21 protein-coding genes are annotated in these 20,498 nt (G+C 70.8%); 10 read left to right on the top strand and 11 right to left on the bottom strand.

Annotated elements, in window-relative coordinates:
• Positions 1-23: 23 nt before the first annotated feature.
• Genes ABZ951_RS15845 through ABZ951_RS15835 form a run of 3 tightly spaced genes read left to right on the top strand, consistent with a single transcriptional unit; the run spans position 24 to position 1,977 of the window.
• Positions 24-284, top strand: coding sequence for a helix-turn-helix domain-containing protein (locus tag ABZ951_RS15845; RefSeq protein ID WP_344090169.1), 261 nt, complete (start codon positions 24-26; stop codon positions 282-284).
• A 29-nt stretch (positions 285-313) separates the two neighbouring features.
• Entirely contained in the window at positions 314-1,387 is a 1,074-nt protein-coding gene (locus ABZ951_RS15840; protein WP_344090172.1) for an NlpC/P60 family protein, read from the top strand.
• An 11-nt stretch (positions 1,388-1,398) separates the two neighbouring features.
• Entirely contained in the window at positions 1,399-1,977 is a 579-nt protein-coding gene (locus ABZ951_RS15835) for a hypothetical protein (protein ID WP_344090174.1), read from the top strand.
• Positions 1,978-1,995: 18 nt separating this feature from the next.
• Here the strand turns inward: ABZ951_RS15835 and mobF are convergent, their stop codons facing one another.
• Complete coding sequence (gene mobF / locus ABZ951_RS15830; protein WP_344090176.1) at positions 1,996-5,931, bottom strand: MobF family relaxase; 3,936 nt, start codon at positions 5,929-5,931, stop codon at positions 1,996-1,998.
• 384 nt (positions 5,932-6,315) lie between these two features.
• Here mobF and ABZ951_RS15825 point away from each other — a divergent pair, with 384 nt between their 5' ends.
• A complete protein-coding gene (locus ABZ951_RS15825) occupies positions 6,316-6,666 on the top strand; it encodes a hypothetical protein (RefSeq protein ID WP_344090178.1) in 351 nt (116 codons plus the stop codon).
• A gap of 219 nt (positions 6,667-6,885) precedes the next feature.
• Here ABZ951_RS15825 and ABZ951_RS15820 read toward each other — a convergent pair whose 3' ends face one another.
• The 5 genes from ABZ951_RS15820 to ABZ951_RS15800 form a co-directional block, all read right to left on the bottom strand.
• Positions 6,886-7,497, bottom strand: coding sequence for a hypothetical protein (locus ABZ951_RS15820; protein ID WP_344090181.1), 612 nt, complete (start codon positions 7,495-7,497; stop codon positions 6,886-6,888).
• A 206-nt stretch (positions 7,498-7,703) separates the two neighbouring features.
• Positions 7,704-8,867 (bottom strand): hypothetical protein, encoded by a 1,164-nt coding sequence (locus ABZ951_RS15815; RefSeq protein ID WP_344090184.1) that lies wholly within the window; start codon positions 8,865-8,867, stop codon positions 7,704-7,706.
• A 152-nt stretch (positions 8,868-9,019) separates the two neighbouring features.
• The gene (locus ABZ951_RS15810; protein WP_344090187.1) at positions 9,020-9,277 is read right to left on the bottom strand and encodes a hypothetical protein; all 258 of its coding nucleotides are present in this window, start codon (positions 9,275-9,277) and stop codon (positions 9,020-9,022) included.
• Positions 9,278-9,569: 292 nt separating this feature from the next.
• Positions 9,570-10,106, bottom strand: coding sequence for a GNAT family N-acetyltransferase (locus ABZ951_RS15805; protein ID WP_344090189.1), 537 nt, complete (start codon positions 10,104-10,106; stop codon positions 9,570-9,572).
• Positions 10,096-11,373 carry a Tat pathway signal protein gene (locus tag ABZ951_RS15800; RefSeq protein ID WP_344090191.1) on the bottom strand — a complete coding sequence of 426 codons (1,278 nt, stop codon included), beginning with the start codon at positions 11,371-11,373 and terminating at the stop codon, positions 10,096-10,098. The genes ABZ951_RS15805 and ABZ951_RS15800 overlap by 11 nt, the downstream gene beginning before the upstream one ends.
• Positions 11,374-11,616: 243 nt before the next feature.
• Here ABZ951_RS15800 and ABZ951_RS15795 point away from each other — a divergent pair, with 243 nt between their 5' ends.
• Complete coding sequence (locus ABZ951_RS15795) at positions 11,617-11,991, top strand: DUF6415 family natural product biosynthesis protein (RefSeq protein ID WP_344090193.1); 375 nt, start codon at positions 11,617-11,619, stop codon at positions 11,989-11,991.
• Between the two features lie 9 nt (positions 11,992-12,000).
• Entirely contained in the window at positions 12,001-12,207 is a 207-nt protein-coding gene (locus tag ABZ951_RS15790) for a hypothetical protein (protein ID WP_361280036.1), read from the top strand.
• 121 nt (positions 12,208-12,328) lie between these two features.
• On the opposite strand, the gene ABZ951_RS15785 is transcribed toward ABZ951_RS15790, so the two are convergent.
• From ABZ951_RS15785 to ABZ951_RS15765, 5 genes are all read right to left on the bottom strand, one after another.
• A complete protein-coding gene (locus tag ABZ951_RS15785; RefSeq protein ID WP_344090043.1) occupies positions 12,329-12,586 on the bottom strand; it encodes a hypothetical protein in 258 nt (85 codons plus the stop codon).
• Entirely contained in the window at positions 12,583-12,918 is a 336-nt protein-coding gene (locus ABZ951_RS15780) for a hypothetical protein (protein WP_344090045.1), read from the bottom strand. Before ABZ951_RS15780 ends, ABZ951_RS15785 begins: the two co-directional genes overlap by 4 nt.
• Before the next feature lie 80 nt (positions 12,919-12,998).
• On the bottom strand, positions 12,999-14,420 hold the full coding sequence (locus tag ABZ951_RS15775; RefSeq protein WP_344090047.1) for a replicative DNA helicase: 1,422 nt from the start codon (positions 14,418-14,420) through the stop codon (positions 12,999-13,001).
• 87 nt (positions 14,421-14,507) lie between these two features.
• Entirely contained in the window at positions 14,508-15,683 is a 1,176-nt protein-coding gene (locus tag ABZ951_RS15770) for a hypothetical protein (RefSeq protein ID WP_344090049.1), read from the bottom strand.
• 558 nt (positions 15,684-16,241) lie between these two features.
• Entirely contained in the window at positions 16,242-16,988 is a 747-nt protein-coding gene (locus tag ABZ951_RS15765; RefSeq protein ID WP_344090051.1) for a GntR family transcriptional regulator, read from the bottom strand.
• A gap of 497 nt (positions 16,989-17,485) precedes the next feature.
• Between ABZ951_RS15765 and ABZ951_RS15760 the strand changes: the two genes are divergently transcribed.
• From ABZ951_RS15760 to ABZ951_RS15745, 4 genes are all read left to right on the top strand, one after another.
• Positions 17,486-17,857: a hypothetical protein gene (locus ABZ951_RS15760; RefSeq protein WP_344090053.1), complete on the top strand. Its 372-nt coding sequence runs from the start codon at positions 17,486-17,488 to the stop codon at positions 17,855-17,857.
• 112 nt (positions 17,858-17,969) lie between these two features.
• Positions 17,970-18,260 (top strand): hypothetical protein, encoded by a 291-nt coding sequence (locus tag ABZ951_RS15755; protein WP_344090055.1) that lies wholly within the window; start codon positions 17,970-17,972, stop codon positions 18,258-18,260.
• Positions 18,257-19,036, top strand: a complete 780-nt coding sequence (locus tag ABZ951_RS15750; protein WP_344090057.1) for a hypothetical protein — start codon at positions 18,257-18,259, stop codon at positions 19,034-19,036. Before ABZ951_RS15755 ends, ABZ951_RS15750 begins: the two co-directional genes overlap by 4 nt.
• Positions 19,033-20,445, top strand: coding sequence for a hypothetical protein (locus ABZ951_RS15745; RefSeq protein WP_344090059.1), 1,413 nt, complete (start codon positions 19,033-19,035; stop codon positions 20,443-20,445). The genes ABZ951_RS15750 and ABZ951_RS15745 overlap by 4 nt, the downstream gene beginning before the upstream one ends.
• Positions 20,446-20,498: the final 53 nt, after the last annotated feature.

Below are 20,498 nucleotides of genomic sequence, written 5' to 3'. Positions count from 1 at the left end.
CCGGACGGGATGGGAGACCGCTGGTGGCACCCGCAGGCACTGACGACGCCGGTGAAAGCCGCGAGGACAGCACCCCGTCAAGTTGCACATGCAACGCACAGTCGCAGGGGTGGCCCGAGGTCCTCACCGCCAAGGAGACCGCCGACTACCTGCGGCTGGACTACCAGCTCGTGATGCGGATGACACGCGCTGGCCACCTGCCGTCGCTCAAGGCGGGGCGGACCTTTCGCTATCACCGGCGTGCACTTGAGCAGGCCATGGGCGCGGACGTCATACGCCAGTAGGTGACGACAAGGGAGGGGACGGGGGCGGGGTGGCCAAGAAGCTGCTGATCGGCGCGGGGGCGGGGCTGGGTGCGTTCTTCACGCTCATAGCCGGCGTGACGATCCAGACCACGACATCGGATGTCGCGAGTGCGAACCCGAATACAGGTGCCATCGGGGGTGGTCTCAAGGCAGGTTCGGTGCCACCCCAGTTCGCCCCCTGGATCGAGAAGGCCGCCGGTGCCTGCCCCGGCCTGCCTGCCCCGATCCTGGCCGCGCAGCTCGGAGCCGAGAGCGAATTCAATCCCAACGCCCGTTCCGAGGCGGACGCCCACGGGATCGCCCAGTTCATCCCCAGCACGTGGCAGGCCTACGCCGTGGACGCCGACAACAACGGGAAAGCCGACCCTTACGACCCGGCGGACGGAATCATCGCGCAGGGCCGGTACATGTGCGATCTCCTCAAGGACGCGAAGAAGTCCGGCTTCCCAGGTGACCCGATCGAGCTGGCCCTGGCCGGCTACAACGCCGGCTGGGGCGCGGTCATGAGGTACCACGGGGTCCCGCCGCGGTCCTTCGCCCGCGGGCAGACCTACGACTACGTCCGCGCCATCATGGCCAGCGCCAAGAAGTACACCGCCCCCGCCGCACCGAGCGGACCGGTGGACCTTCCGAAGGGCTTCTCCATCCCGGCCGACGCCCCGGACACCGTCCGTAAAGCGGTCGCCTGGGCGCTCTACCAGAAGGGCGGCTGGTACCACCTCGGAGGCGACTGCACCAACGCACTCGGCTCGAACCCCGCGCACTGGTGCGACTGCTCCAGTCTCATGGAACAGGCCTACCGCGCGGCCGGGGTGGCCATCAGCCGCACCACCTACACCCAGGTCAACGAGGGCCAGGCCGTGAGCATGGACGCGCCGATGGCCGGCGACCTGGTCTTCACGCCCGGCTCGGGCGGCTCCGCCTCCGCCCCCGGTCACGTCGGGATGTACATCGGCAGCGGCCTGGTCATCGAGGCGCCCCGCACCGGCGTGCAGACCCGCATCGTCGCGTACAGCAGCTGGCGCAACTCCAGCAGCCCCATCACCCGCATCGTGGCCGTGCGCCGCATCGTCCCCCAGTAACCGGGAGCACCATGAGCACCGACCAGACTCTGCATGCCCCCTGGGGGCTCGTCAACCCGGCCTTCTGGCACACCGGCGGGACGCCTTCCGCGCTCGCCCGCCCGGAGCCGGAGAGCGCGGCGGCCGCGGTGGGACAGACGGAGGCGCCTCCGCCGCCGGCGGAGTACCGCTGGCAGATCGCGGCGATCACCGCGGCGTGCGTCCCCCCGATCGACCCGCAGCGCCTCGCCGCGGCGAACGTGGAGGCCGAACGCATCGACCGCGAGTTCACAGCCACGTTCGGGGCCGCGCACTCGCACACGATCAACGTGCGGGAGCTGCGCGGCTGGATCGCCCACCTGATGGGTCAGCCGGCGGCGGCGGCCCGCTGGTACCTGCACACCACCGGCCTCCAGGCCCAGGTGTGGGGCACCGAGCACGAGTTCACCCGTGCCTCGGCAGAGCGGGCAGTCCAGCAGTGGAGTGGTGTCACTGACCCCACCGAGCGGCTCGCGCTCGGCTCCGAGCTGCTGCCCATGCTCCGCGTCGTCACCGGCGAGACCAGTGATGCCACACGCGCCGTCCGGGCGGTTGTCGGGCCGTCTGTCTGAGTGCGCGCCGCACCGCGCTCAGGTGACCTTCTGGCCGGACGAATCGGGCCGGAGGACCGGTTCTGGGCCCTGCCGGTTCTGCTGAGCGCCAGCCGTTTCCGCACGGCGGGCCGGCGGCCGGACCATCTGGCGAGCGTTGTGCTCCGCCTGGTCCTGTCCTGGGGCCTGTGCTGCGATCTGCTGGCGCAGCTCCCGCTCCGCACGCAGCGCGGCGGTGGTCGTCCGCAGCGTCTCGGCCCGGGCGCGAAGTCCGCTCTCCCGGCCGCGGGCATGCTCGACGTCCTCGGCGCGCTGCGTGTCGATCTGCTGCGCGAGAACCGGCAGAGACTCGCGCATCGCGGCGAGCCGCTCCTGCATCTCGTCGAGTTCGCGGGGCGGGGCACCGGTGGCGCCCTGTGCCCGGAAAACTCCGGCGTAGGGAGAGCGGGCGATGGTCTGCCACGCCTCGCGCTGGGCGGCCTGGGCAGCCTGGCGGGCGCGCTGCTGCTCCTCGTGCGCGGCCTCCATCTGCTCGGTGTACTGCGCGAACAGCTGCTGCTGGGCGCCGCGGGACGTGCCGGAGGTGCGCAGCCCGAGCCGGGTGCGCCCCGCGGCCGTCTCTGCCTCCTGACGCATCGTCCGGGCCCTGTCCCCCTCGGTGCCGGCCCGGTCGGCGTTCGCCGTCTCCTGCTGGGCGAGGTCAAGGAGTCGGTCGGCCTCGGCAAGCAAGGCGCCGGCCTCGTCGGCGATGCGCTTGCCCGGTGAGACGTGCGCGGTGAGTTCGGCGGCGGCGCTCTCCAGCTCGCGCGCTTTGTCGGCGGCCGCGCGCCCGGCCGCCGTCGCCTGCTGCTCGGCCTTGGCGATTTTGGTGTCGAGGACGGCGTCGGACAGCGCACCGTACGGCCGCGCCACGGTGTCGTCCCACGCCGGAAACTCCGGCTCGGGCGCGGGCGCCGGCGGCGCGACAGGGTCGGGAGCAGCGCGCAGTTGGTCGCTGACCATCTGCGCCGGACGGTCTTGCTTAAGCAACGCGCCGTACGCGTACAGGGCGCGGTCCAGGAGTTCGGCCTCGCTGCGCGGCTCGCCGAGGGTGGCCCGCGTCTCCTCGTCCTCCAGGGCGGCCGCCGGCAGCCACAGGTGGTTCTCGCCCTTGGCCCGGGTGATGCCGGGGTAGAGGCTGAAGCTGTTCGCGCCGAGGCCATACATCAGGCTCGTCTGCGCGGTCAGGCCCTGGGATGCGGCGATGGTCATCGCATAGCCCAGACTGAGGGCGCCCTGGCTGATCTGGCCCGGGGTCAGCCACGCCTGCTGGTGGCTGACGGTGCCGTCGGACTCCTCGCGCCGCCAGGTGATCTGCACCCTGCGGTCGTCGGAAATGTCGGTGACGACGGCGCGGTAGCCGTTGAGCACATCGAGTCCAGCGCCGCGGCGCGAGCGGTAATCGTTGCGCCGCACGCGCACAACGTCCCCGACCGCCAGGGTCAGGGTCTCGCGGCGGGGCAGCACGAAGGTGCGCGCGGGCCCGAGTTCCCCGGCGGCGCGTCGCAGGGCCTGGGCGCCGGCGTTGAGGCTGTCGACGTCCTCGTTGCGGGCCGCCAGGACGACAAGGTTCGCCAGTGCGTCGTGCGCGTCCGGCCACCGCGTGCGGATCTGGTTCCAGGCAGCCAGGATCTCAGCGCGGGCCGCGTCGGCAGTGTCCGTGGCGTGCACCCGGCCACCATCAGAGAGCATGCGCAGCGCCCGCTCGCGCTGCGCCGCACCCTGGCGCCACACCTCCAGCGCGGCCCGCTCGCCCTCGTCCTTCTGGCGGCGATTGTCGGCGAGAAACTCGCCGCCCACCAGGCGGTGGACCTCTTCGAAACCGCCGCCGGGGCCGATCGCCTGGAGCTGCTGAGGGTCGCCGATCGCAATGATCTTCGTGCCGGTGCGGGCCGCCTCGGCGAGCAGCACGGCCATCGCCCGGTCGTCCGTCATCACGGCCTCGTCCAGCACCAGGACATCCACGCCGCGCAACCCGGTGCCGGCCTCGATGCGCTTCAGCCAGGACGCAATGGTGCTCGACGGCACCCCCGATCCCTCGTACAGGTTCTGCGCGGCAACAGCGGACAAGCAGGCGCCGGCGTAGGTCATGCCGACCGCGTCCCAGCCGATCCGGCACGCCTCCATCAACGTCGTCTTGCCGGAACCGGCGACGCCGAACACCGCATCCACGCCGTGCCCGGCGGTCAGCAGACGCTCCACTACGCGCCGCTGTTCGGCCGACAGCTCGAAGCCCGCCGCCACCTGGAAAACGCTGAGCGCGGCCGCGGCCTGGTCGCCGGTCAGGCGGGCGGAGCCGTCGGCGTAGCGGGCCCTGGCCTGGTCGACGATGACCTGCTCGGCCGCGAGGATGTCGTGGGTGGTGTAGCGGTCGGTGTTCGACATGAGGGCCGATCCGCGGTGCGGCAGTGCCCTCGCGTACCCCTGCACCGCGAGCACCTGGTCCGCCACGTCCTCCAGCACACCGTCGCCCAGACCGTACGGGCACGCGTTCGCCACCGCGGCCAGCAGCTGCGCCCTGCTGAACTCCTTCTCGTGGGCGGTGAGGCCGCGGGTGGGGGAGAAAACCTCGGCGGCGATCTGCTGCGGCGTCGGCATCCGGGGGCCGTCGGGACCGCCGGCTGCCATGGTGCCGTCCGGTCCGGGCGGGCCCGGGGCGGCGGCCGCGACCATCGCGTCGACGTCGAGGCCCAGATCCTCCGCACGCTGCCGCCAGTGCGCCCGCAGGTCGATCACACCGGCGTCGTGCTTGGCGTGCCGGGTCTCGGCCGAGATCCTCATCTTCTCCTCGCGGCTGGCCTCCGCACCGGCCTGCGCGTCGACCTGGGCAGCGCGGCGGGAGTAGTGCGCGCGCAGCTCCTCGGGTATGCCGACCACGTTCCAGGCGCGCGTGCGCACGTCGCGCTCGTAGCGCACGCCGAACCGCTCGCCGGCCAGCGCACGCACGCGCGCCTTGAACAGTCCGTCGAAGGCGCGCACGTGCCGGTGCAGATCGCGGCCGCCGTTGGCGATGGCCCGCCACTGGCCGTCCTCGCACCTGGCCATATTCACGATGACGACGTGGACGTGCAGGTGCGGATCGCCCGGCGTCTGGTCGTCGACCGGCCGGGCCGACTGGTGCTCCACCGTCCAGCCCAGCAGTCCCCCGGTGGCGATGCGGTGCAGCTTGCCGTCCTCGCTCGCCAGGCCGTAGCCGATCCACTCCTCCAGCTGCGCGAACGCCTCCCGCTTGGCCTGGTGGACGAGCTCACGGAACCCCGCCTCGTCTTGTTCGGCGAGCAGAGCCCACAGCACGGAATCGCCCTTGGGCAGGTCCGCCACCACGTCGTAGGCGCGCATGCGGACGTTGACGCGCTCGCCCTCGTGGGCGCGCGCCTCGGCGAGTTCCCCGGCGTCGTAAATGTCGTCCAGGTCGAGCCCAGCGGCACGGGCGAGGCGGTGCAGGGAATCCACCTGGAGCCGGTGGCGCTCGCCCTGCGCGTGCACCATCCGCGCGAGGGTCGCGTACTTCTTCTGCTGCTTGGGCTTGCCGCGGAAAAGGTCGCCCGGCTCGACCCCCGCGGCCGCGGCGGCGGCTTCGATCGCTTCGACGAGGCGGGCGCCGGCCAGCTGAGAGCGCGGGTGCGCCCGGAGTTCGGCGCGCACCAGTCGCTCGCCGGTGACAGGGTGGGTGCCGTTCGCCAGCGCTCGCGCAGCGTTCTTGCCGGCCTCGTCGAGGATGGTTCCGGCTGTCAGGCCGACCTCCGGCAGGCCTTCGCCGATCCACACGAGGCCGCCGTTCTCGGCCGCCTTCATGCGGTAGTCGACCTGCGCGTCAGTCGCCGCCTGGCCCTGCTGCTGGGCGCCCTCGGCGTCGAGCTGGACGTAGCAACCGGAATTCGCGGACAGGCGGTACTCCACCTGTTCCATGTCCACGATCCCCGTGACCCAGGCCACCTGGCGCCGCCCCCTCCCCCCGGTCTTTCAGCGGCGAAGCCGCGTACGTCCCCGCAGGGGACGTACCTTTGTCCATCCGTTCTTGATCTTTTGGCCTCTGACGGTAGCTCTGGGACAGATGGCAGTCAACGGAATGAACGGATGCTGTTGAGACGGATGAGGGGTGATGTGAGGGGATTTGAGGTAGATGCGAGGGAAACGGAATGTGCTCTCGTTCAACGAGCGTTCGGGGTTCGGGGTGCGGCGGGGCTGTCCAGGGGCACGAGGAATTCATCCGCCGGGGATGGAGGGCTTCGGCCTACGACGACGACAGCGGCCAGGGGCGAGGTATCACGCCGACCCAACTCGATTCCTTCCGAGCCGGTCGACTACTACGATCCGATCATGGCTACAGCAGAAGAGATCATGAGGCAGGCGCAGGAGATAAACGCTGCGCGTGAGACCGCCCTGGGCCCGCTCGCCAGCCTCCTGGCAGACCGGAAGACGCTGCGGGATGAGTTCGAGAAGACCGAGGAACCGTACGGCCGCGCCTACGTGGAAGCACAGGCCGCCGGCTGGACAGCCGAAGAGCTGAAGGGCCTGGGTGCGGAGGAGCCGAAGCGCCGCCCCAAGGGCCGGCCGCGGACGGCGAACAAGACGGCTGCCCCGAAGAACGCTGCGGCTGCTACCGCGAAGTCAGCGCCGGAAAATGCCCTGGGGTCCGCCGCCACCTCGCCGGAAAAACCGCACCAGTAGGTACCCTCCGGCGCCCGAAAAAACCACCGGACCTGACAGCGAGATGATTGCGCGCGATCACGTCTCCGGTTCCGGTAAATGAGGCAGCATCAGCTCCTCACCAGCGTGCCGCGCCTTCCGCCCCGACGTGTGAGAGAGCCCCGACCGATTGTCTGTCGGGGCTCTCTCACGTACCGCACCTGCGGGCGCTGCCGGCGCGCGGGATGCGGTTGCCAGTCGCTACTGCGTCTGCCTGCGGGCCGCGGTAATAATCCGCTTCCAGGTGTGGACGGACTGACCGTGCGCCTCCGCCAAGTCGGCGGCGATGTCGCCGGCGGCCCGGTCGGGCTGTGCTGCCAGGGCGTCGGCAGCAATCTGCACACGGGGGTCCGGTCCGGTGGCAGCACGGCGGCCGGCGGTGCCGATCCGGTTGGTGGTGTCGTGGTACTCCCACAGCTGCCGCCGGGTACGGAACTCGCGCACCCCGCCGGCGGGAAGGTCTTCGACTCGTGTCGGCTTCGGCCAGCCGTTCGGTGGCTTCTTCCGGTACTGGGCGATCATGTTCCGGGGCAGGCCCAGCACCCTGGCCTGGTCGGCTGGCCTGAGCTCCTCGTCGGGGTCGCCGCTGCGGTCGATCGGCTTCGCCGCGTTGCGCCGGGTGCGCTGAAACTCGGCGTACCAGCGGTCCCACTCGTCCACGTCCCAGTGCATGACGCCGTCGATGATGCGTGCGGGCGGGTGGCCGTTGGAGACGCGGTCCTTCCAGAAGTCGGAGAGCGTGGCCGTGCTGTAGCCGGTGTGCTCGACGAGGTCCTGGCGTGTGCCGTACTGGTGGCCGTCGATGATCTGCATCTGGTGGGGACTCTCCGTTGCCCGGGGCGTGGTTGGCTACCATGGTGACGTGTTCGGTTCATGGGCCGTTGAGGGCCCTCGGTGGCCGAGCGCGAAGCGGCCGACGAGATTCCCCGTCGGCCGCTTCACTTCTTCTTGATCCTTGTGCGTGGCCCTTTTGGTGGGGCGAGCGGGGATTCCCTTCCCGCTCGCCCCGGGGCCGTTTGTTACGCGGCCCAGACCTTCGTGGCGGTGCCGCCGAAGTCGATGCGCTGGCCGCTGGCGGTGTAGCCGTACCGGCAACCGGCTTCCGTCGCGAGCTTGACGACCTCGACCGGCTCGCCGGTCAGTCGCTGGCGGTCGCGGGCGAGCCACACGCGCCCGTCATCCTGCACGTCGCCGTACACGAAGAACGGGGCACTGATGCCCTTGAGGGTCCGCCACTGCGCCGCCTCGGCGAGGCACAGGCCCCAGGTGCGGGCGATGGCGAGTGCGGCTTCCTCCTTCGTGGCGAAGAAACCGACGGTGCCGTCGCGGCGGGAAGCCTTCGGGGACCACGCGGCCCAACCGCCCCGGGTGAGGCGGGCGGAGGTCTCGTCGAGGATCACGCCGAGGTGCTGGCTGCCCTTGAGCACGTCGTACTTCATCGTGCTGATGTCGTCGGGGACGGCTCGGAGTCCGGTGCTCGCCGGGGCGATCCAGTCGCGCCGGTGGTCCGCGATGTACACCGCGATGGCGCGGGCGCAGTGCGCGGAGTCCTCGACCAGCGTCAGGCCCCCGGGCGCGGTGTCCAGGGTGTCCACGTAGTCGCCGTTGCCGTCGTAGAGCGAGGCGCTCCACGGCTCGTCGTGCCCGGCCATCAGGCGGTGTGCGTCCTCGCCGGAGGAGACGAGGAAGTGGGGTTCGAGGCGGGCGGAGTCCTCGTCGGCGTGCGGGTTGAACGGCACCACGAGGTAGGTGGCCCCGCCCTCGCCGCCGTCGTACGCGGAGATGCCGTAGGTGGAGAGCGCGCCGCGCAGGACGTCGGCCTCGGTGAGCGTGGACTCGTGCTGCTTGATGTGGGCAGTGACGGCCTCGGCGACGGCGGCGGTGTCGACCGCGCACTCCTTGTCTTCGCCCTCGGAGTCGTAGACGGTGGCGAACTTCTCCTGGTCGGCGTCGTGCCAGTACGCCTGCCAGCTGCTGTGCTCGTCCACGTCGTGGATGGCGCACACCTCGGCCCCGTCGGTGATGGTTGCGCTGATGCTGATCTGCGAGCCGTCCGCGAGGGTCAGCAGGACGTAGGTGCCCGCGCTGTCGCCCCACATCTCGGGGGACAGTCCGGCGGCCTCCAGCTTCTCGAACAGCGGGAGCTGCGCGGCCTGAGTCGACTGCGTGGTCTGCATGGTCATGGTGGGTCGTACTCCTGATGTTGAGGTTTTCGGTGACACGTCACGGCGGCGCGGCCGATGCTCATGCAGCGGTGAGTGCTGCTGCATCGCGTTCCCAGGGCCGCGCCGTCGTCCGGCCGCACGGTGGTTTGCGGCCGGGGCGGGGCTGACGGCTACAGGCGGCAGTCGCGGCGGGCGATACCGGCGGCGTGCGCGTGACTGATCGCGAAGACCGGCGAGACGCCGCCGAAGGCGTCGTAGGCGTCCCACGAGAGCTCGTCGTAGAGCTCCTGGGAGTCGAGCGGGTCCGCGGGGGCCTCCTCGATGTGCCAGACCTCGTAGCCGTCCACCTCGTCCGTACCGACGACGAAGAACTCGCGTTCGCGCTTGGTGAGGTCGACAGTCGGCACGGGGGCCAAAGTGTTGTTCATGGCTTCTCCTGTTGAGGTTTTCGGTGTTGACCCGGGTGGCCCCGGGGGTGTCGGAGGGGATTCCCGGCCGCTCCGACGCATCTAATTCAAGTACCTTTTTACTCCGTGGTCAATCCCCTTCCGCACACCAACTTGATCTTTCCGTCTGGGAATCAAAACGGCCGTTTTGGCATGGCCAGGAGGGAGCGAGAGCAGAGCACCCGCCACGCGCCGCCTGCCGGCCCGTACGTCGAACGCCTCCCGGGATGGTGCTCCGGGAGGCGTTCGACGTCGGCGTGCGTTCGGCGCTCGGCTACTGCTCGGGCAGGCGCATGGGGCGGGTCATGCACGCGAAGACCGGTGAGTCCGGGAAGGGCTGCTGGCGGCCGACTTCCTCGTAACCCCATGCCTGGTAGAGCGTCACGACCCGCGGTCGCTGCGGATTCACCAGCAGCGTCACACGCTCCTCACTGCGGCCGGACAGCAACTCGTCGTGGAGGCGACGGCCGAGGCCCTTGCCGCGCCACCGCGAGCGGATTTTCAGCTCGTTGAAAGCGAGCGTGCGGCGCCCGGTCTCGACTGCGTACCCGTCAGGGAGCGGGGTGAGCATGTCCTCCCACCAGGCGGTGGTCGCACCGAGCGGCGTGCCGTACGCGAACCCCGCTGGTTCGCCCGCGTCGTAGGCGATGACGGCCTCCCAGCCCGGGCCGGCGTGGCCGCGGAGCCGGTCGGCGAACCGCGCGGCGGAGTAGAAGTCGCTGGTTTCGTCGGCGTGGACGTCGGTGTAAATGCTCAGGAGGTCCTGGCGGGCGGCCTCGACGTCCGTGTGGTGCCGGAGCTCAACGCTCAACGCTCGTCTTCCCTTCGTGACAGTGGTCGGCCCAGGCGCGGGCTTCGGGGGTGCGCGGAGCCACCGCGGCGAGCCGCGCGGTGAACTGCGCGAGTTTCTGCCCGGCCCTCCCTTGCCGCGCGTCGGCGGGCACGGCGAGGGCGGAGGCGACGGCGGGTTCGAGTGCGCCCTGCTCCAGCTGCGCGTGCGCCAGGTATGCCAGCGACAGGGCGCGGTTGCGGACCAGTTCCGGGCGCAGCAGCGCGAGGTGCTGGTGGGCGTGGGCCTCGGCGTCGGCCCACTGGCCGAGGACGGTGTGGGTGATGAGCGTGAGCAGCTCCAGCTCGGCCTCGTCGTAGAACTGCATCCACGGTGGGCGAGGGGTGTTGCGGTCGGCGCGGGTGAGGGCGTCCTGGGCGTGGCCGAGGCTGCGCAGGGCTGCGGTGCGGGCGTGGAGGTCGGCGTGCGTGACGGCGATGCGGGCGTGTGCGAGGGAGGCGTAGAGGGGGTCGCGGCGGGTGATGACGACGGCGCGGGCGGCGTCGTCGGCGGCCAGGGCGTCGGTGTAACGGCCGAGCTGTCGGTAGAGGGCGGCGGCGTGGCCCCAGACGCGGAAGCGGACGGCGCCGTCGCCGGACAGGCCGGCGAGAGTGACGGCGCGCTGCATGTGCTGCTGCGCGGTGTCGAGCCGTTGGCCGTCGGTCGCCGCCCACATCGCGCTGGAAGTGAAGGCGGCCGCCAGGGCGTAGAGGTGGCTGCGGACCCGGGTGGTGCTGCTGCCGCGCTGCTGGAGGTCGAGGGTCTGCCGGGCCAGGGCGGCGGCACGGGTCTCCAGCGCGGTGGTGCCGCCGTGCCGGTCATCGGAGGCGACCACGTCGGCCAGGCGCGCGGCGAGCCGGTTCACGTCGCTCATACCGACGCGCGGCCGCGGCCCCTGCCCGGCCACCGCGGTGGCGGCCAGTGCTGTTCCAGTGGTGGCGGTCAGGAAGACGCGGCGCTGCACGGGCTCCACCTCCTGCGGCGGCGCGCTCCTGCTCCTGCTCCTGCGCGGGACGAACCCGAGGGCCTCGGCAGAGCGGCCGGCCAGCTGCTCCAGGACCTTGCACTGCCTAGTCTGAGGCCACCGGGTCTCGCCCGACAGCCACCGGCGCACCGTGCGGTCCGACACCAGCCCGTCCCGGCCGGTGAGGGCCCCCAGCTCGCCGTTGACCGCGTCGGCGAGCTCGCCCTCGGTCATCTGATGCTCGGCCATCCACTCGGCCAGCGCCTCATTGCGCGTGCGCTCCACGAACCCACCGTAGGCCCGGCGTCCACCCCGGAACGGCAAAGCAACGGTCAACTCGTCCGGGGGCATACACGCGGAAAGCAGCGGGCTCGACCTGCCCCCGCCCGGACAACGGCCGTTACCTAGGGGTCAGCACCCCTGGGGCAGCCACCAGCCCCCGACAGGGAGTGCAGCGGCCGGGCCCCTGCTCCCCCGCACGGGCCCGGCCGCCGTTCGCAGACGTCCCCCAGGCCGAGGAGAACCCGCGTGAACGCCACCGACCAGACCCCGCCGCGCATCGAGTCACTGATGACGGGCGACACTCCCCCTGTGGACCTGGTGACGATCCGCGCCACCGTCACCCGCGCCCTCCTCGAACGCCCGGTGCTGCCCCGCGCCGAGGAAGTCCGCGCGCTGACGGTCGACCTACGCGCGCACCTCGCGGTCATGGCCGACGAGACCGAAGCCCGGCGCGACGCGTGTGCCCGCAGCACCGGCGACTGGCACCAGTGGAACGCCCTGCTGAACCGGGCCCGCACCGACATGCAGAGCGACGCCGGCCCCGGGCTGAAGTCGGCCGTGATGCACATGTACGAGCTCGGCCGCACATGCAGCCACCTCGTCGACAAGCTCGCCGAGTAGAGCGGCGACGTGATCGCCGGACCGCGGGCCGCGTGCACGATCCGCCGCGACGACATAGTCGACGTCGGCGGCCGCCGACGTCTCGTCGCCGCCGCCCGCACCGACCACTCCACCCCCGCTAGCCCCCGCATCGTTCTCCAGTTCCGGGACGGCGGCCCGACATTGCGCCTGGCCCCCGGCACCCGGCTGAACATCACCCGAAGTCTCACCTCTTAAGCGGTGAGAGTGAGGGACGCCCGCCAGGCCCCTGCCACCGGACCGACCACCACAGAACCCCCGGCACCACAGGAATGTGGTGCCGGGGGTTCTCCGCTGACTCGGGATCAGCCGGGCTGGCTCAAGGGTGGCCGAGAAGCCAGACGATCTCCACCTCGACACGGTCCGAGTAGACCCGGTAGCCGATCGAGACACGGGCCGCCTCCAGAACCAGCAGCCGAAGCGCACCGGACCCATGTCCCTCGTACTCGCTGCCCACGGAAAGCGGGCGCATCGCCAGCTCTCCGCGGACCGCGTCGTTGACCGCCCGCCGCTGCGCAGGTTCCAGGCCGGCCATGCCGCGCCGGGCGTCCTCCCCCACGACCACCTTGTAGGTCACGGACGCGCCCCCGGAAGCAGCTCGAACGTCTCGGGGTCGTAGTCGGCCATAACCTCGTCCCACGGCACGGCGCCTGCGCTGCCTCCCTGCGAGTTCGCGGTGGCCTCACGGAGAACGGGGTGGACGAGCGAGAGCCACACCATCCGGTACTCGGCAATCAAGCCCCGCAGCTTCGAGAACTCGGCAGCCTCCAAGCGCGCGGTGAAGGCCATCAAGTGCTCCGGCCACGGAGCCAACGCGGCCTTGAGCTCCGCGATCGACTGCGGACCCTCGTCCGACTCGATCCGGTACGGCGAGCGAGTCGGGTACGCCTCGGCCGGCTGTGCACTCATCGGAACCTCCTCATGTCTGCGTCCAGTGTGTCGGATACCGGCCCCTGGCGGGCCCGGGTTCGTACGGCCGGGCTCCTTGGTCAGCCTTGGGCCATGTCGTCGACGCGGCTGAACCTTCCCCTGAAGGCGCAGGTGACGATGCCGGTGCTTCCCTCACGGTTCTTGGCGACGATCAGGTCGATCTCACCGGCACGGATACTCTCCGGCTCGTAGTAGTCCTCGCGGTGAAGGAGGACCACGGCGTCGGCGGCCTGCTCGATCTCGCCGGACTCACGCAGGTGGGACAGCTGCGGGACGCGGTCCGTGGTGGCGGTGGTGAGCCGCGAGAGCTGAGCTGCGGCGAAAATCGGGAGGTCGAATTCGAGAGCGAGTTCCTTGAGACCGCGGGCGATGCCGTCGACTTCGTTGGTGCGGTTGGCGCCCCTGCCAGCCTCGGGCTTGACGATCTGGAGGTAGTCGACGGCGAGGGCTGCGGGCAGACGGTCCTCGATGGCCCAGCGGCGCAGATTGGAGCGGATCTGCGCGACGGTGATACCGCCGGGCGGGACGATCAGCCGCAGTGGAGCCTGCGCGAGGGTGTTCTTGACCTTGTCGTACTTCTTCCACTCCTCAGCGTCCATGGCCCGGGTGCGCACGGCGTGCTGGGGGATCTCGGCCTCGGCTGCGATCAAGCGGTTCATGATCTGGCGGCGGGCCATCTCCAGGGAGACGAACGCGGCCGGCTTGCCGTGGACGACGGCCAGGTGCCTCATGAAGTCCAGGAGGACGACGGACTTGCCCATGCCGGGGCGGCCAGCGACGACGACGAGGTGGCCGGGCACGGTGCCGAGCATGGACTGCAAGTCGGAGTAGGGCATTGGCAAGCCGGGGTTCTCGCCCTCGGCCTGGGCTTCCTCCCATTCGTCCAGGAGCTCCGCGAGCGGGGTATCCCACCCGGCCGGGTCCTTGCCCGTGTCGAACGAAGCCTTCAGCGCGAGTAGTTCGGCGGCCGCCGACTCGACGACCTCCTCCGGGTCGGCCTCCTGGGCGTAGCCCATGGCCGTGATGCGCGTGCCGGTCTCCACGGCCTGGCGCAGCTTCCAGCGTTCGCGGACGATCTCGGCGTAGTACGCGGCGTTCGCCGCGGTCGGCACCGACTGCACCAGGGCGTGCAGGTAGGGGGCGCCGCCGACCCGGGTGAGCTCGCCACGTCGGGTGAGCTCGGCGGCGACCGTGATCGGGTCGGCGGGTTCGCCCTTGCCGTACATCTCGACGATGACGGCGTAGATCGTCTCGTGGGCCGGCAGGTAGAACTCGCGCCCCTTGAGGATCTCGATGACGTCGGCGATGGCGTCCCTCGACAACTCCATCCCGCCGAGGACGGACCGCTCAGCCTCAAGGTCCTGCGGCGGCACGCGGTCGAACCCCTCGGCGGACCGGCGGGGGCCGGGGACCACGTCCGGGTCGCCGTCAAACAGGCTGGTGCCGTCGGTGTCCGGGGACGGGGATGTCATGCTGGTCATGGATCTCTTCTCCATCGGGTTGGGATCACACGGCGGCCGGTTCTTGTCGGGAGCGGCCGCCGTGCTGTTTTTCGGGGTCGAGGTAGGTCAGACAGCGGCGGTCTGCTTGACCGCGCCGGGGTGGCATGCTGCGCACTTCACCAGGCGGCCGGCAACCTTGCGGAACCGCTCGGCGACGAGCTCAGGGCGGACGCCGTCGTTGCATTCGCCGCACCAGTCCGAGACCGCGGCGCGCTGGCCCGGTCCACGCGTGCCCTTCGGAGCCGGGCACTGCGGGTGGGTCTTCGCCCGCCCGAAGTCCAGGTAGCCGTTGCGGACCATGAACGGCACGACGGACTCCAGCAGCCACTCCACGGTGTCGCCGTCTTCCAGGGCCTCCACCCCGTCCTGCACGACGGCCCGAAGCTGGCGGCGGCCCGGGCGCGTACCGCGCTGGACCTTCCACTGCTCCGCGAACGCCTCAGCAACGGCCTCGGCCAGAACCGTATGGGACGTGATCGGCGAAGCCTGGTCTCTCTCTCCCCGCGCAGCGGGCAGCGGAGGCAACGCCTGACCTGCGACCTCAGTAGAGAGAGAAGATCCATTAGAAGACACCACGGGAAGATCGCGTTCCCGCAGGTCACCACGAGAGTCGTGGTCGGAATCCCGACCACCGTGGTCGGAATCCCGACCAGCCTGGTCGGAATTCCGACCACGACTCCTGGCCTGGTCGGAATTCCGACCAGACTTCGGAGCGGCCTTGCGGGTCGGCTTCGGTGCAGGTGCCGGGATGGGGGCCTCGGCTCCGGGATCATCGGCCTCGGCGCCGGCGGCGGCCTTGATGGCCTGGAGCTTCGCCTCGGCGTTACGCCACCCCTGGTAGCTCGGGGGCGCGGCGTCGTTGATGCGGATGCGCAGCGGCTTGTCGGCGGCCTTCTTGCTGGAGGAGGTCGTCAACGGCTCCCCTTCGGGAGTGGTCACCAGGCCAACGCTGGTGAGCGCCCGCAGCATGTCCCGGACGCGCGTGAGGCTTGACGTCTTCCCGTTCGGGCCCGGGATCAGCTCGCACATCTCGTTCAGGGTCAGCTTGCGGACGTGGTTGGCGAACTTCTCGATCACCAAGCCGCGCAGGACCACGTAGCCCCGCACGTCGGCGTCGCGCAGGTCAGAACACAGCCCGACCCAGTCCTTCACCCGGGTCTCGTACCACCCGCCGTCCTCGGGACCGTAGAGCTCGACGACTTGCTGACCCTCGTGGGCGGCCTGCTGCTTCGGGATGCTCACTGAACGCCCCCGGCAGCTGCGCAGGGCCGGGAGATCGTCGTCGCCTTCCTTCGGTCTTCGGGCAGACCATGGGGCTCGACGCGAGCGCTGTGGTGGTTGCTGGTTGTGATGTGAGCCACACCACCGCCGGGGGCTTCACCCAACGGGGTGGCGCTGCCGAAGGGGACGTCGGCGGGGAAAACCGCCTGGTCAACCCGAGGATTGAGGCCGTGCACCGTGATCGCCTTCCCGCGGACAGCGAAACGGGGAGTCAGACCTACTGCACGAACCGGCGCTGGGCCCGCTATCGTGGACCCGCACGCGGTTCGACGCGAGCGAGGGGAAGCTCCCGAGCCGCTACCGCGAACTATGGCCGGTTGACTCGCTCTACTTTGGCGAGTGGGATCGAGTCTCCGGCTTGGTGGGCCCGGACCGTTTCTGGTCCGGGCCTTCTGCTTTCTTTCTGTGTCGCCGCAATTACGAAGCGACGTTGCGCATCGTATCCCTCGACGTCTCAGACGCCGCACCAATACCAGCTCAGCCGGGCGCGCCTGACAGGTCGTCCGTATTTGATACGGATTAGACCCCCAGTTCGTAGACGAGGCGGTGCCGGTCGCCGGGGGCAATCGTGCGCACTACATAGATGGGCGTGGTGTTGCCGTGGCCAGTGCGCACGTGCTCGGCCACGGGTGTCCCGGGCGGGAGGCCCAGGGGCTCGGCCTCCTCCGGTGTCGGCATCCGCACATCGATCTCGTCCCGCACGCGCTGTTGGGGGTGCCCGGCTTGAGCCAGGACGGCGGCGGGGCGAGCTACTTCCCTCTCCTCGGCGAGGGGGGTGTTCCTTACGAGGCCGGCGGGGAACCACATGTTGACCAGCTGGAACGGTCTGCCATCCACGGTGCGGAGATGCTCGCGTCGGACGACTTCCTCGCCGGGGTCGAGGTGCAGCCAGGCCGCGACCTCTCCTGACGCGCCCTCAGTGGTGACGCTGAGCGTCTGCGCGGGTTCCCGGCCCGCTTCCTTGATGGCGGTTGCCCAGTCGTCCATGACGGCCGCGCCCTGCGTCGAGCTGGTCAAGTTCCAGGTGATAGGCCGGGAGGCCCGTACGCGCCGCCGGCCGCCTCGCTCGCCGACAACGAGCCCTTCGACCTTCAGCACGTCGATGCCCGCGCTGACGGTCTTGTGTGAGACCCCGTAGCGACTAGCGAGCTCCCGGCTCGTGGGCAGCACTGCGCCCGGCGGCAGCGTGCCGCCTCTGATCTGCGCCCTGATGTCGTCGGCGATCGAGCGGGCGGTGGCCCGCTGATCACCCTTCGCCTTCTCCATGGCCGCTGAGTGTACCCACCGAATCCGACTTTGGTACACAACCGGACCGCGTAGACGACTTCTCCGAGCAAGTTAGGTACTTAACTCTTGACTAGATGGCACCGAAGACCTGTAGTGTCCTCTCCAGCGGCGCAAGTTAAGTACCGAACTTCGGGATGTGGCTACGCCGGATCGGGCACTTCTGTGCCCGGATGCGTCCTCGGAACCGGTCCCTGCGGGGCTAGGCCGGGAGAGCGCAGGTGCCTTGAGAACTCAACAGCGTGCGAAGAGAAGAACGCCCTCGGTACTGGTCACAGCACTTCAAGAGCCAGTACGAGGGCCGGCGTCCAGACAGTTTCGGCCCGGCGCATCCGCCTCGACGGGGATGTGCCGCGGCCGTGCCCGTCTGGGCTGCATCCACCATCCCGGCGCCCGTAAACGGGCGCGGCCCCGGACAAGGCGTTGCACCGCCCCCGGGGCCACTTCGGAACCCATCTCACCCAAGGAGTGGATCCCGCATGAACGACATCATGACGGACCCGGTGGTCATCCGGCGAGTCCCGCCGGTGCTCGCCGACGCCGCCACGCGGATCGGGCTGTCGCTGGAGCTCGGTATCGACGCCGACTTGATCACCGGCAGCGAGTACGAGATCCCCGAGACCCTGAGCGAGCAGCAGCGTCGAGATGCGCTGCTCGCCTGCTTCACCGAGGACTTCGCCCGCCGAGAGGCCCTCGCCGACATGGTCGCCTCCGGCTTCCTGCCCGTCGACGACGTCGCCCACGCCGCCGCGCACCTGACGGTCATGGCCTCGGTCCTCGACGAGATCGAGGACGAGGACAACCGGAGCGGCTTCGAGCCCGAGGCGATGGCCTGGGGGTGGGCGGCGTGACGGACAACGACCGCAAGGCGATGGTCGACAAGCTCCGCGAGGTCAACCGCCGCTCGACCGGCAGCGACGTGGGGAAGAACGGCGTCGCCATCGCCGGATCGGCGGTGGCGCTGTGACGACCCGAGCCGAACTTGCCCGCCTCGGGCGCCGCATCGTGAGCGGCGCCGACAAGCTGCACCCGGCGGCGCTGGCCGCCCTCGTCGTGGTGCTGCTGGGCCTGGCCTACGGCGTCGGCCTCGTCCTGGAGCCCGCCGTGATCGCGGCCGTCACCGCGCTGGTGGCGGCGGTCAAGGCCGCCGCGGTCCTGGGGGCCGCCGGCCTGGCGGGCCGCTGCGCGGTCCGCGCCGCCGTCCACCACTTCTCCCGCCCCGGCTCGCGCAGCCCCAAGGAGGCCCACGCATGATCCGGATCATCCGCGCCCGTCGCCTGGCCGCCTTGAGCGACCAGCGTGACCGCGCCGAGGCCCGCATCCCGGCCGTGCAGCTGCGTCTGGCCGGGGTCAAGGCCGAACGCGACCAGCTGCTGCGCGACTTCGACGAACGCGCCCTGCTCGTCCAGGCGCAGGCCGCCAAGCTGGAGCGCAACCTGAGCGCCGAGCAGGAGCGGGCCGGGGCCCTGGCCGCCCAGCTGAAGCAGACCCGCGAGGAGCTGGCCGCGCTCCGCACGGTCGAGCGGTGGCTCCAGACCACGGTCGAGCACTACCTCGCCGTGGCGGACACGCCGGTAGAGGTCATCGTCCGCGACGGCGTCGTCCACGGCGTCGAGCGGTCCCGCGAGAGCGCGAAGGAGGCTGTCCGCCGGATCGACCCGGCAATCACCTCCTGGTCGCCGGTATCGCCCGACGGGGATCTGCGCAGCGGCTGGCTGGTGAGTACCCGCCGCCTGCCGGAGCCGCCGCGGCCCCCGCACTACGCGGAACTCCAGGCGCGCTACTGGCCCGAGGGCCCCGTCCCGCAGCTTCAGGAACCCGACCGGTCGCCCGAGGCCGACGGCAGCTCGTGGCCGCTGGCCAGCCTCGACGAGGGGGAACGGGACGAGTTCCTGGCCTCGCTGTCCTTCGCCCTTCTCCTGCTGCTGAAGCGCGTGGTCGTCGGCGAGTGCTGGGAGCAGGCCCTTGGCCCGATCGACGCGGAGGTCGAGCGCCGCCGCGCCGCCGGGAAGGGGGCTACGGACCGGTGACGACCTACCAGACCGAAACCCCGCCTACCCACAACGGGCACCCGTCCGAACCGCCGTACGGACAGGTGCACATCGGCCCGTCCGTACGGCGGGAGGAGAAACGCCGGGACCGCAGCGCCGAGTGGGCCCAGCGGCGCGAAGACCGGCGGCAGGATCGCGAGCAGCGGCGCCTCGACCGCGAGCACCGGCGCGAGATGAAGAACGCCGATGACGAGGCCAAGCTTGCCCGGAAGGCGCAGGAGCGTGACGCTCGGGAGAAATTGCGCAGCCGCCGCCGCAGGGAACGACGCGCGTCTTGGCAGGCCGCCCAGCTCAAGGTGGCCAACCACATGCCGCTATGGGGCCTACCAGTCGTCGCCGTCTCCATGATCCTCGGCTGTACCGGGCAAGCATCGGCGGCCGCGGCGCTCGGGATGGGCATGGGTGCCATTGGCATCCCGGTCCTGACCGAGGGCATGACCCTCACCCTGGCGGGGCTGACCAGCCATGCCATTGAGCAGAAGCGCCCGTACCGGTGGCTGCTGCGGGCCACAGTGATCACCGCCGTGATCGCGGCTGCCATCAACGCGGCCGGGCACCTGATTGAGGACCACTCGGCCGCCGGCGGCTACCGGGCGGGCGCTTACGCCCTCGCCTCGCTCGCCGCGGTGGCCCTGTGGCTGGTGGTCATGCGCTCCAAGAAGGTCGCGTTGTCCAAGCAGAGCGCGGAGGAAGCCGACCGGTGGCGGCGACTCGGCCGCCGACACCCGGTCCTCGTCCGGCGCGCCCGGCGGCTCGCCGACAACGCCACCGTCTCCATGGACGAGGCGTACGAGACGGTGTGGACCCGGGCCAACGCGGCCTCACCCGACGAGCCGTCGATCCGCGAGATCCGCGCTGCCCGACGGGCCACTTATCGCCGCGCCCGGGCTGCGTCCTGGGATGGCCGACGCCGGTGGATCCGGCGGGGCACACCGCTGACTGCGGTGGTTCCCGACGCGGTGGAGCCGGAGCCGGAAGCGGTCGTCGAGACCGTGTCCGACGAGGCGCCCGAGGTGATCCCCGCGCCCGTCCTGCCGGTCGCCCTGGTGGTTCCCGGAGTGGACGGTGAGTGGGTGGCGCACCGGGTGCCGGTGCATCCGCTCAGTGCGTCCCGCCCTCCGGAGGAAGCGGTTCCCGAGGAGCCCACACCCCGCTTCCCGCAAGGGAAGGAACCGGTTTCCGACCCCGTCCGGGACCAGGTCGACGACGACCGTCTGGAGACGGTCCGGGCCATGGTCGACGAGGTCCTCGAAGCTGGTGGGGACCTGATGAAGGAACCGTCCGCGCGCAAGACAGCCAAGCGACTGGGATGCAGGCCGGGCACCGCCCGCGCGTTCCTCGCGACCGCGCTCGCCGAGCACGGAATCACCCGGCCCAAGCGCCACTGACCCGCCTGCTTCCCTCTCTTCGGGGCGCGCCCCGCCCCCCTGCCGGGGCGCGT

This window comes from Streptomyces sp. NPDC046215 (assembly GCF_040646215.1).
In the GTDB taxonomy this organism is placed as follows: Bacteria; Actinomycetota; Actinomycetes; order Streptomycetales; family Streptomycetaceae; genus Streptomyces; species Streptomyces stramineus.
This window is presented reverse-complemented; position numbering and strand designations above follow the sequence as displayed.

What these genes read in the sequence shown, in the direction of transcription:
- ABZ951_RS15835 (WP_344090174.1), top strand. Translation starts at nt 1,399, where the DNA reads ATGAGCACCGACCAGACTCTGCATGCCCCCTGGGGGCTCGTCAACCCG.
- ABZ951_RS15825 (WP_344090178.1), top strand. Translation starts at nt 6,316, where the DNA reads ATGGCTACAGCAGAAGAGATCATGAGGCAGGCGCAGGAGATAAACGCT.
- ABZ951_RS15820 (WP_344090181.1), bottom strand. Translation starts at nt 7,497, where the DNA reads ATGCAGATCATCGACGGCCACCAGTACGGCACACGCCAGGACCTCGTC.
- ABZ951_RS15815 (WP_344090184.1), bottom strand. Translation starts at nt 8,867, where the DNA reads ATGACCATGCAGACCACGCAGTCGACTCAGGCCGCGCAGCTCCCGCTG.
- ABZ951_RS15810 (WP_344090187.1), bottom strand. Translation starts at nt 9,277, where the DNA reads ATGAACAACACTTTGGCCCCCGTGCCGACTGTCGACCTCACCAAGCGC.
- ABZ951_RS15780 (WP_344090045.1), bottom strand. Translation starts at nt 12,918, where the DNA reads ATGAGTGCACAGCCGGCCGAGGCGTACCCGACTCGCTCGCCGTACCGG.
- ABZ951_RS15775 (WP_344090047.1), bottom strand. Translation starts at nt 14,420, where the DNA reads ATGACCAGCATGACATCCCCGTCCCCGGACACCGACGGCACCAGCCTG.
- ABZ951_RS15765 (WP_344090051.1), bottom strand. Translation starts at nt 16,988, where the DNA reads ATGGAGAAGGCGAAGGGTGATCAGCGGGCCACCGCCCGCTCGATCGCC.
- ABZ951_RS15760 (WP_344090053.1), top strand. Translation starts at nt 17,486, where the DNA reads ATGAACGACATCATGACGGACCCGGTGGTCATCCGGCGAGTCCCGCCG.
- ABZ951_RS15750 (WP_344090057.1), top strand. Translation starts at nt 18,257, where the DNA reads ATGATCCGGATCATCCGCGCCCGTCGCCTGGCCGCCTTGAGCGACCAG.